Genomic DNA, 10,269 nt, shown 5'->3' on the forward strand with positions numbered 1-10,269 from the left:
GGTACGCGTGACAAAATTCAAACCAGATGATTTCCACGGTATTCACGCCATTCTCTACGCGCTCTTTGACGTGAACGAACAGCTGGACCGCGCGGCGATGCGTCGGCAGGTCGAGATCTGCCTCGCGACCGGCGTGCACGGCATGGCGGCGCTCGGCCTGGCAACGGAAGTCGCCAAGCTGACCGAGGCCGAGCGTCGGACGATCATGGACTGGACGGCGGAAGACACCGCAGGAAAAGTGCCGCTCGCCCTCACCATCTTCGGTTCTTCTGTGGCTGAGCAGGTGGCGCAGGTTCGCCATGCCGAAAGCGTCGGAGCGGATTGGGTGATCCTGCAGCCGCCGCCAGCCGGATCCTATGGTGCGCCGGAATACATCAAGTTCTTCGGCCGCGTCGCCGAGGCGACCGACCTGCCGGTGGCGATCCAGAACGCGCCGGCCTTTTTCGGGCGCGGCCTGTCATCGGACGAAATCCGCGAACTCGTCACGCTTCATCCCAACATAAGGCTGATCAAGGGCGAAGGTCCGGTCACCGACATCGCCGGGCTGATCGAGCGCACCGAAGGCCGGATACCGGTTTTCAACGGACGCGGCGGCCTGGAACTGGTCGACAATTTCCGCATCGGTTGCCGCGGCATGATCCTGGCGCCGGATTGCGCCGACTATGCCGTGCGCGCCTATCATGCGTTCCGCGCCGGAGACGAAGTCACGGCCGAGGCTGAATATGCAAGAATATTGCCAGCTGCCGTCTTCGTCATGCAAGGCATCGAGAGCCTGGTCTGTTACGGCAAGCGGCTGTTCGGCGCCCGCGCCGGCATCCCCGTACATGACCGGGCTCCGGCGATGCGGCCAGGCGAGCCTGGCCTCGCAATGGTGGAGCGCTTTGCGATTGGTCTGGGTCGGTTGCCTGGCTGAACGGCAACTGCCTTTCAGTAGGTCGTCCGTCCACCCGACAGGTCGAACGTGGAGGCGGTTGTAAAGCTGTTCTCCTTGGAGACGAGCCAGGCGACCATCGCCGCGGCTTCGTCGACCTCCAGCAGGCGGCCGCGCGGAATGCGCGAGCGCATATATTCGATGTGCTCCGGCGTCAGCTGTTCGAGGATGCGCGTCTGCGCCGTGGCCGGCGAGATGCAGTTCACCGCGATGTCGTACTGCGCCAGCTCCTTGCCGAGCGACTTGGTCAGGCCGATGACCGCCGCCTTAGAGGCCGAATAGGCTGATGCGTTCGGGTTGCCCTCCTTTCCGGCCACCGAGGCTATGTTGACGATGCGCCCGTAATTGCGCTCCTTCATTCCCGGAACCACGGCGCGGTTGACGTAGAACGTGCCGTTCACATTGACATCGATGACCTTCTTCCACGTCTCGATGTCGTAGACGTCGAGCGGGGCGGCCGGGCCGGCAATTCCGGCGGAATTGACCAGAATGGAAATCTTGCCGGCCAGCTCTTCGGTCCTGGCGCGCGCCGCGTCCACCGACGCCCAATCGGCGACGTCCACGATCTCTGTCGTGGCGGCGCTGCCGAGTTCCTTCTTGGCGGTTTCGAGGCGGGCCTCATCGAGATCCCACAAGGTTACCGTCGCGCCGGAGGCGACGAAACGTCTGGCCATCGCAAAGCCGAGGCCTTGGGCGCCGCCGGTGACCACAGCGTGCTGGCCGTCAAGATCGATCCTGTTCATGTCGAGCGGTTCTTTCCGTTTGAGCTACTTCCGGGATAAAGGCCGGCCTGTGCAGGCGGGCGGTATCGCTACATGGTCGCGCCAAGGCTCCACGGCACGAACTCGTTGTCGCCATAGCCGAGCGCTTCCGACCTGGTGCGCCCGCCGGATGCGACGCGCAGAATCTCGGCGAAGATCTCCTCGCCCTTCTCGACCAGCGAGACGCCGTCCAGTATGTCTCCGCAATTGATGTCCATGTCCTCGCGCATCTGCTCGAAGATGAAGCTGTTGGAGGCAAGCTTGATCGAGGGCGTCGGCTTGCAGCCGAAGGCCGAACCGCGGCCGGTGGTGAAGCACAATATGTTGGCGCCGCCGGCGACCTGCCCGGTGGCCGAGACCGGATCGTAGCCAGGCGTATCCATGAAGACGAGGCCGCGCTCGTTGATCGGCTCGGCATATTCCAGCACCGCGCGCAGATTGGTGGTGCCGCCCTTGGCGGAGGCGCCGAGCGATTTCTCCAGGATGGTCGTCAGCCCACCCAGCTTGTTGCCGGGCGAAGGGTTGTTGTTCATCTCCATGTCGTGCCTGGCGGTATAATCCTCCCACCAGCGGATGCGCTCGATCAGCTTTTCACCCACCGCGCGGCTCTCGGCGCGCAAGGCGAGAAGATGTTCGGCGCCATAGATTTCGGGCGTCTCCGAGAGCACGGCCGTGCCGCCTTGCCCGACAAGCAGGTCCACCGCAGCACCCAGTGCCGGATTGGCGCTGATGCCGGAGTAACCGTCCGATCCGCCGCATTGCAGTGCTAGCACCAGTTCGGAGGCTGGTTGCGGCGTCCTTTCGGCGGCGTTCACCGTAGGCAGCATGTCGACGATCGCCTTGACGCCGGCCTCGACTGTCTTTCGCGTGCCGCCGGTTTCCTGGATCGTCATCGTGCGGAAAATCGTGCTCTCCTCGATGTTGTACGACTGCATCCAGCGCGGAATCTGGAACGCTTCGCAGCCGAGCCCGACCATCAGCACGCCGCCGACATTGGGGTTCGTGGCAAAGCCCCATTGCGTGCGCTTCAGCAGGTCGTAAGCGGGACCCTTGGTGTCGATGCCGCAGCCAGTGCCGTGGACGAGTGCGATGATGCCGTCGATATTGGGATAGTCGCGCAGGATGCCAGACCGGTTGACCTCGTCGGTGATGAACCGGGCGACGCTGGCAGAGCAATTCACTGACGTCAGGACGGCGATGAAGTTGCGCGTGCCGACCTTGCCGCTCGGCCGGCGGTAACCCATGAAGGTGGCCCGCTCGGCCTCGGCAACGATCTCGGTTTGCCTGGTATTGGTGCCGAAGACGTAGTCGCGTTCGAAATTGCGCAGATACACATTGTGCTCGTGAACCCAGTCGCCGGCGACGATGGGTTCCCGCGCAAAGCCAATGGTCTGGCCGTATTTCACGATCGGGTCGTCCGAGCCGATGTCGCGCAGGGCCATCTTATGCCCGCGCGGTATGCGCGCCTTCGCTGCCACGTCCCCGGCTTTGTCGCCGATCTTCAACGGATCGACCGCCAGAAGAATGTTGTCGGTATCCGACAGCTTGATGAACCGTGCCATAACCCAAACTCTGAAAAAGCTCTCCCCGACAAGGAGCGTCGAGAGGCAAAAGTGATTTGGAATATTAATATAATAGAATGTCAGCGGTCAAGGTGCGGTTTCGAAAGGCCTGGACTGCAGGGCGTTGCGGCGGATCGGTCAGGTGAGTGGCGTGCGATGAGTGCGCCTTGCGGCGCAGTTTGAGGGCGGCAAACGGCTGGATGAAACAACGGATCGCCGCCCGGCCGGGACACGGTCAGTCGAGATGGAAGACCTCTTCCATCGCCGCCCACCATTCGCCGTCGGCGCGCGTCGGCAGTGGCGTCTGCATGGGGTCGCACAGCTCCCACCATTTGCGCATCGCCGGCGACTCGCCCATTCGCGCCGCATCCTTGGCGAAGTCGCTGCCGTGATACTCCCAGCAGGCGAACAGAAGGTTCTCCGGTTCGCGCAGGAAGATCGAATAGTTGCGGATGTTGGCGCGGCTGATGACGTCGAGCACTTCGGGCCAGACGGCGGCGTGGACGCGCTTGTAGTCCGCGATCGCCTCGGCTTTCACGCCGATACAAAGTCCCATTCTTTGCATGCCGGTGGCTCGCGAGGCTTCAGCCGAGAAGGTCGGCGGCGACTTCGAGCGTGTTGCGGAACGACGTCTCGAGATGGTGTTCCATCGCTTGCGCCGCACCCTCGGCGTCGTGGCGCTTGAGCGCGTCGAAAATGGCCTCGTGCTGCTCGATCGTCTGTTCTCCATAGCCCGGTCTGGGGATGGCGAGATAGCGTCCGCGATCCATCTGTGCCTTCGAGATGTCGACGGCTCTCCAGATCATCGGCAGGCCGCAGATCTCGGCTATGGTGCGGTGGAAGACATCGTCGAGCTGTATCGCGGTGGCATATCTGCCGCGGGATATGGCAAGCCGGTGCGCCGCCATGTTGTCTTCCAGCAATTCGCTGGCCGCCGCTGTGAACTTGGCGGCCGCGCGTCGGGCGCTCTCCATCTCCAGTGCCCGCCGAATGACATAGGCTTCTTCCAGGTCGGCCCGGCTGATCGGAGCGACATAGGTGCCGGTCTGTGCCAAGATCTTGACCAGGCCCTCGTCGCTGATGCGCTTGACCGCTTCGCGCACCGGGGTGCGCGACACCCCCAGGGCCTCCGCGATGGCGACTTCGTTGATAACCTCTCCCGGCTTCAATTGCCCGACGACGATCAGGTTACGGATCTTGTGGTAGATCTGATCGCGGAGCGGAAGAGCCCGATTGAGCGTCGAAGGATCCAGGTCCATTGCAAATCCGTGTCTTCGTTCACCAGGAATGGCCAGATAATACTAGAATGTCAATTGGAAGCATCCAATGGAAGCGGCGGGTGTCGGTGACACGATGTCCATAGCGACCGCCGGAATCCAGCTTGCCAGAACTGTTATATTAGTGCAATAGTCATCATCCGCGGTGAGAAATTCAATCCGCAACCGAGAGCCTGGACTGAGTCGCGTGTCAAAGCCCGGACGTTCAAGCCAGTTCGAAGAGGGGTCGAGGTGCGTTGAAGCGACTATTATACTAACATATCGACGGCCGATACCGAGGACGATCGGCCAGCCGCCAGGAGGAACCTAGCCAGATATGACTGTCGCCGCCGATTGCGCCCTGGACATGCGAGGCATCAGCAAGACGTTCCCGGGCGTGAAGGCTCTGTCCGACGTCAATTTCGCCGTGAAATTCGGCACCGTTCATGCGGTCGTGGGTGAGAACGGCGCCGGCAAATCGACGCTCATGAAAGTGCTCAACGGGTCCTACGCACCCACCAGCGGCACAATCAGGGTCGGCGGCGCCGAAGTGCGCATGCGCCGGCCCGCCGACGCCCAGGCGCTGGGCATCCGCATGGTGCATCAGGAAATCAATCTGGTCCCCGACCTGAGCGTCGCCGAAAACGTCTATCTCGGCCGCATGCCGGGCAAGTGGACCTTTCTGCGCAAGGGCGAGATGATCCGGGCTGCGACCGCCGTCCTCGATGAGCTCGGAGCGGCCATCGACCCGCGTGAACGGCTCGGCAACCTGTCGATCAGCCAGCAGCAGCTCGTCGAGATCGCCAAGGCCTACGCGGCGCAGCCCAGGATCATCGTTCTGGACGAACCGACATCCAGCCTCAGCGAGCATGAGACGGCGGCGTTGTTCCGGATCTTGCGCAAGATGCGCGATGACGGCATCGCCATCATCTACATCAGCCACCGACTGAAGGAGGTGCTCGAAATCGCCGACGAGGTGACGGTGCTGCGCGACGGCTCAATGATCGAGACGCGGCCGATCGAAGGCATAAATGCCGCTCACATGATCAGGTTGATGGTCGGTCGCGAAGTCAGCAATGTCTTCCCGAAAAGCCCGGCCGAGATCGGCAAGTCGGTGCTGCGCGTCGAACGCATCAGCGACGGCACGCGCTTCCGCGATGTCAGCTTCGATGTACGCGCCGGCGAGATACTGGGCTTGACCGGACTGGTGGGTGCTGGCCGCAGCGAGGTTGCCCGCGCAATCTTCGGCCTGTCGCGGCTTGTCGAGGGCTCGGTCACCGTCAACGGACGCGAGGTCTCGATCAACTCGCCATCCCAGGCGGTCAGGGCAGGCATTGCCTATGTCCCGGAAGATCGCAAGGGCGACGGCGTCGTGCCTGGAATGTCGATCCGGGAAAACATCAGCCTGCCCATACTGCGCCGCCTGAGCCGTTTCGGGCGCATCAGCCGCAGCGCCGATCACGCGCTTGCCGCGGAGTCGGTCAAGCAGTTTTCGATTTCACCGCCCGACGGCGAACGGCGCATCAACCTTCTGTCGGGCGGTAACCAGCAGAAGGCGGTCATCGCCAAATGGCTTGCCGCCAAGCCCTTGGTCTTGATCCTCGACGAGCCGACGCGGGGCGTCGACGTCGGCGCCAAGGCCGAGATCCACCACATCATTGGCCAGCTCGTCGCAGGCGGCATGGCGGTGGTGATGATCTCCTCGGAACTGCCCGAAATCCTTGGCGTCTGCGACCGCGTGGTGGTGATGCGCGATGGACACGCCTCCGAGCCTCTCCTGCGCAGCGAATTGAGCGAGGAACGCATCATGGCGCTGGCGACCGGGGAGGAGATGGCGTGACCGAAGCTGCCATGGAGATCGGCGGTGTGAACCGCAACGACCGCTTTACGCGCGGCAGCAGGCTTGTCGGTGTCCTGTCGAAGGCGGGGCTGGCCTTCGCCATCCTCGCCGTGATGCTCTACGGCTCCTTCGTCAGCCCCGCCTTCTTCACATCAGGCAATTTGCTCAACGTCCTGACCTCGATGTCCATCGTCGGCATCGTCGTCGTCGGCATGACCTTCGTGCTCGTGGTCGGCGGCCTGGCTGACCTCTCGGTGCCAGCCACCATCGCCTGCGGCGCCATCCTGTCGCTCGGGCTGCAGCCAGTGATCGGGCCGCTGCCGGCCTTCGTCCTGGCCGTCGGCCTTGCCGGCCTCATAGGCCTGCTCAACGGCGTCTTGGTCGGCTATGTCGGCATCAACCCCATCATAGCCACGCTCGGCATCGGCACGATCGGACTGGGCATCGTCCAGGCGGCTGTCGGCGGGGTCATTGTCTATGGCAGCAATCCCGCCTCCGCCGAATTCGCCAAGGGCCGGCTGTTCGGCATTCCGGTCGTGGTGCTGATCTTCCTGGTCATTGCTCTTGTCGGCCATTTCGTCCTGTCCCGCTCCTTCTGGGGCAGATGGACGCTTGCCACCGGCGGCAATTACAGCGCCGCCGAGGCAAGTGCGGTTCCGGTGCAGGCCGTGAAGGCTGGCGCCTTCGTGATCACAGCACTCGCTTCCGGCATCAGCGGCGGCCTGCTCGGGCTGACGCTGCAGAGCGCGCGGCCGCTCATCGGCGGCGGCTACGAATTCAGTGCCATCACGGCGGTGGTGGTCGGCGGCGTGTCGATCGTCGGCGGCTTCGGATCGGTGCCACGGGCCATCGCCGGCCTCATCTTCGTGCAACTGTTGACCAACGTCATGGTGCTCGACGGTGTGCGCACGCCGATCCAGGGTTTCGTGCTCGGCATCCTGATCGTCGGCGCCGTTGGCATGGATGCGGCGCTGCGCAAGCGGGGCGTGTCGTGATGCGTTTTCTTTCGCTTGTCTCGCAGTATCGCGTCATCGTCATTCTCGGTCTGACGCTCGTCATTTCCGCGCTGGTGGTCCCCGGCTACCTCTCGGCATCGACCCTCGGCCTCGGCCTCGACCGGGCGGCGACGATCGGCCTGATCGCCATCGGCCTGACGGTGCTTTTGATATCGGGCCAGATCGACCTCTCCGGTGGCGCGGTGTTTGCCCTGGCCGGCATCGTGTCGGTCATCCTGCAGCGAGAGATCGGCATCCTGCCTGCGGCGATCGTCGGCATCCTGGTCGGTACCCTGGCAGGCGCCGTCAACGGCATGCTGGTCGTCGGCCTGAAGGTGAATTCGCTCGTGCTGACGCTCGCGACGATGCTCATCTTCCGCTCGCTCGCGCACTGGATCACCAACAGCCAGCCGGTGACCGGAACCGACATCATGCTCTCCCTGGCGCTGGCCAAGATCTATCTCGATGTCTTCACCCTCCGCAGCGCGCTGTTCATTGCCCTGATCGTGCTGCTGCATTTCTGGCTGACGCGCACCATACCCGGGCGCAACGTCTTTGCGGTGGGGTCCAACCCGGCGGCTGCCAAGGAAAGCGGTATCGCCTCGGACCGTATCGTCTTTCTCGGCTTTGTCTTTGCCGGCACGCTTGCCGGCCTGGCGGGGGTTCTCCAGAGCCTCGTCACCAACACCGGCTCGCCCGTCTTCGGCTCGGAACTGACGGTCGCCGTCATTGCCGCGGTCGTTGTCGGCGGAACTCGTCTCGAAGGCGGCAGGGGATCCGCGCTCGGCACGCTCGGCGGCGTGCTGACGATCGGCTCGCTGACCATCGCGATGGAGTTCCAGTCCGTTCCCGCATACGTCCAGCAGGTCGTGTCCGGGCTTATCCTGATCCTGCTCGTCGTGCTCGATCGGGCCGTTACCACCAAGGGGAGGGCTCCGGGCACGCGCCCGGCGCTCGTTCGCGACAATCCAATCACTCAAGGAGGAACCACATGATTGGGAGGAAACACATGATTGGCAAGAAAAGCATGCTTCACGTCGCCGCCGTGGCGGCTGTGCTGGCATCGACGGGCTGGGCCAGCGCCAAGACGGTCTGCTACGTGACGGCAGCGGATTCGCATGCCTACGCGACGCCGGCCAACAAGGCGCTTCAGGCGCGCGCCGCGGAACTCGGCATCGAGATCCTGAGCCTCAGCCAGGATTTTGATGTCCAGAAAGGCACCGAGCAGCTCAACACCTGCGTTGCGCGCAAGGTCGACGGCATCATCCTGTGGCCGCTCGACCCGCAGGCATACATACCGGGGCTGGCGCGCGCGCAGCAGGCGAACATTCCGGCGATCCTCATCAATTCACCGATGAGCGACGATGCCAAGCCGTTCATCAAGTCGTTCACCGGGCCTGACGTCTACGAGGAAGGCAAGCTGGCGGCGGACTCGCTGAGCAAGGCGCTCGGCGGCAAGGGCTCCGTCGTCATCATCGCCGGCCAGGCCGGCAACGGCACCACGATCGGACGCGTCAGCGGCTTCACCGACCGTCTGAAGGAAACCAATGCCGACATCAAGGTGCTCGACACGGTCAACGCCGACTTCGACCAGCAAAAGGCACTGGTGGTCAGCCGCGATCTGATCACACGCTTCGGCGACCAGATCAGCGGCGTCTACGCCAATGACGACACGATGGCCCGCGGCTTCATCGACGCATGGAAGGAGGCCAACCCCTCCAAGGCCGCACCGCCGATCGTCGGCATCAATGGCCAGAAGGATGCGTTCGAATCGATCCGCACCAATGAAATGTACTCGACCATCGTCCAGTCGCCCGTCGAGGATGGCCGCCTGGCGATCAACACGATGGCCGAGATCATCGACGGCAAGCAGGTCAAGGACCGGCTGCCCATCCCGCTGACCGTCGTCACCAAGGACAACGTCAACGCGGTCGAACCAGCGTTCTGATACGAGGAGGCCGGCCCGGTGTATTCGGGCCGGCCTCCTTTTCTTGCCAGAGAGAGAAATTCTAATAGCGGCGGCAGAATTGGAATAAACTAACTCTACAGAGTTTGTGGAATAAGCAATCTGCACTGGCGATCTGGTTTCCACCCGGACAGGACCACGCCATGCCCACTCTTTCGCATCAGCTACTCACCAAAGCAGGCATATCCGGCCGCCTTCGTCAGGCAGCGGGAGAGAGGCCATGAGCCGGGTCGTGCCGGACCGCATCAAGGTGCTCTGGTTTCTGCCGACGCATGGCGACAGCCGTTATCTTGGCACGGCCGAGGGCGGCAGATCGGTCGATCTGCCGTATCTGACGCAAGTGGCGAAGGCGGCCGACACGCTCGGCTACTATGGCGTGCTGTTGCCGACCGGCCGCTCGTGCGAGGATTCCTGGGTGATCGCATCGGCTCTTGTGCCGATGACCGAACGCTTGCGTTTCCTTGTCGCCGTGCGGCCCGGTTTGCAGTCGCCAACGCTGGCCGCGCGCATGACTGCGACGCTGGATCGCATCTCCAATGGCCGCCTGCTGATCAACGTCGTCACCGGCGGCGATCCGCTGGAGAACAAGGGCGACGGCATTTTTCTGTCGCATGCCGAGCGCTACGAGGTGACGCAGGAATTCCTTCGGATCTACAAGCGGGTGCTGAGCGGCGAGACAGTCGAGCATGAGGGCAAGCATTTCCGCATCGAGGATGGAAGGCTGCTGTTTCCGCCGGTGCAGACGCCCTATCCCCCGCTCTACTTCGGCGGCTCGTCCGACGCTGGGTCCGTGGTGGCGGCGCAGGAGATCGACAAATATTTGACCTGGGGAGAGCCGCCAGCCGATGTCGAGCGCAAGCTGGACGGCATGCGTGAACTGGCGCAGAAGGCCGGCCGCAAGCTCTCCTTCGGCATTAGGCTCCTCGGTGGTTTCGCGCGCGATGACATGCAGCCTAAT

At 63.3% G+C, this 10,269-nt stretch carries 10 protein-coding genes; 6 read left to right on the forward strand and 4 right to left on the reverse strand.

Features of this window, described 5'->3' with window-relative positions:
* Window positions 1-7: 7 nt before the first annotated feature.
* Window positions 8-913 carry a dihydrodipicolinate synthase family protein gene (locus EOD15_RS03860; RefSeq protein WP_127408300.1) on the forward strand — a complete coding sequence of 302 codons (906 nt, stop codon included), beginning with the start codon at window positions 8-10 and terminating at the stop codon, window positions 911-913.
* A 14-nt stretch (window positions 914-927) separates the two neighbouring features.
* Here the strand turns inward: EOD15_RS03860 and EOD15_RS03865 are convergent, their stop codons facing one another.
* The 4 genes from EOD15_RS03865 to EOD15_RS03880 form a co-directional block, all read right to left on the reverse strand.
* Entirely contained in the window at window positions 928-1,674 is a 747-nt protein-coding gene (locus tag EOD15_RS03865) for an SDR family NAD(P)-dependent oxidoreductase (protein ID WP_127322221.1), read from the reverse strand.
* A gap of 68 nt (window positions 1,675-1,742) precedes the next feature.
* Entirely contained in the window at window positions 1,743-3,254 is a 1,512-nt protein-coding gene (locus tag EOD15_RS03870) for an altronate dehydratase family protein (protein WP_127322222.1), read from the reverse strand.
* Between the two features lie 235 nt (window positions 3,255-3,489).
* Window positions 3,490-3,819, reverse strand: a complete 330-nt coding sequence (locus EOD15_RS03875) for an L-rhamnose mutarotase (protein ID WP_127322223.1) — start codon at window positions 3,817-3,819, stop codon at window positions 3,490-3,492.
* Between the two features lie 19 nt (window positions 3,820-3,838).
* Window positions 3,839-4,513 (reverse strand): GntR family transcriptional regulator, encoded by a 675-nt coding sequence (locus tag EOD15_RS03880; RefSeq protein ID WP_127322224.1) that lies wholly within the window; start codon window positions 4,511-4,513, stop codon window positions 3,839-3,841.
* 334 nt (window positions 4,514-4,847) lie between these two features.
* On the opposite strand from EOD15_RS03880, the gene EOD15_RS03885 reads away from it, so the two are divergent.
* From EOD15_RS03885 to EOD15_RS03905, 5 genes are all read left to right on the forward strand, one after another.
* Window positions 4,848-6,350 (forward strand): sugar ABC transporter ATP-binding protein, encoded by a 1,503-nt coding sequence (locus EOD15_RS03885; RefSeq protein WP_127408301.1) that lies wholly within the window; start codon window positions 4,848-4,850, stop codon window positions 6,348-6,350.
* Window positions 6,347-7,345, forward strand: coding sequence for an ABC transporter permease (locus EOD15_RS03890; protein WP_245463572.1), 999 nt, complete (start codon window positions 6,347-6,349; stop codon window positions 7,343-7,345). Before EOD15_RS03885 ends, EOD15_RS03890 begins: the two co-directional genes overlap by 4 nt.
* The gene (locus EOD15_RS03895; protein ID WP_127322263.1) at window positions 7,345-8,340 is read left to right on the forward strand and encodes an ABC transporter permease; all 996 of its coding nucleotides are present in this window, start codon (window positions 7,345-7,347) and stop codon (window positions 8,338-8,340) included. The genes EOD15_RS03890 and EOD15_RS03895 overlap by 1 nt, the downstream gene beginning before the upstream one ends.
* 14 nt (window positions 8,341-8,354) lie before the next feature.
* Entirely contained in the window at window positions 8,355-9,293 is a 939-nt protein-coding gene (locus EOD15_RS03900) for a sugar ABC transporter substrate-binding protein (RefSeq protein WP_127269514.1), read from the forward strand.
* A gap of 238 nt (window positions 9,294-9,531) precedes the next feature.
* A partial coding sequence (locus EOD15_RS03905) for an LLM class flavin-dependent oxidoreductase (protein ID WP_127408302.1) occupies window positions 9,532-10,269 on the forward strand: 738 nt, incomplete at its 3' end.

It is taken from the genome of Mesorhizobium sp. M7A.T.Ca.US.000.02.2.1, assembly GCF_003996995.1.
Classification (GTDB): domain Bacteria; phylum Pseudomonadota; class Alphaproteobacteria; order Rhizobiales; family Rhizobiaceae; genus Mesorhizobium.

What these genes read in the sequence shown, in the direction of transcription:
- EOD15_RS03865 (WP_127322221.1), bottom strand. Translation starts at nt 1,674, where the DNA reads ATGAACAGGATCGATCTTGACGGCCAGCACGCTGTGGTCACCGGCGGC.
- EOD15_RS03870 (WP_127322222.1), bottom strand. Translation starts at nt 3,254, where the DNA reads ATGGCACGGTTCATCAAGCTGTCGGATACCGACAACATTCTTCTGGCG.
- EOD15_RS03875 (WP_127322223.1), bottom strand. Translation starts at nt 3,819, where the DNA reads ATGCAAAGAATGGGACTTTGTATCGGCGTGAAAGCCGAGGCGATCGCG.
- EOD15_RS03880 (WP_127322224.1), bottom strand. Translation starts at nt 4,513, where the DNA reads ATGGACCTGGATCCTTCGACGCTCAATCGGGCTCTTCCGCTCCGCGAT.
- EOD15_RS03885 (WP_127408301.1), top strand. Translation starts at nt 4,848, where the DNA reads ATGACTGTCGCCGCCGATTGCGCCCTGGACATGCGAGGCATCAGCAAG.
- EOD15_RS03895 (WP_127322263.1), top strand. Translation starts at nt 7,345, where the DNA reads ATGCGTTTTCTTTCGCTTGTCTCGCAGTATCGCGTCATCGTCATTCTC.
- EOD15_RS03900 (WP_127269514.1), top strand. Translation starts at nt 8,355, where the DNA reads ATGATTGGCAAGAAAAGCATGCTTCACGTCGCCGCCGTGGCGGCTGTG.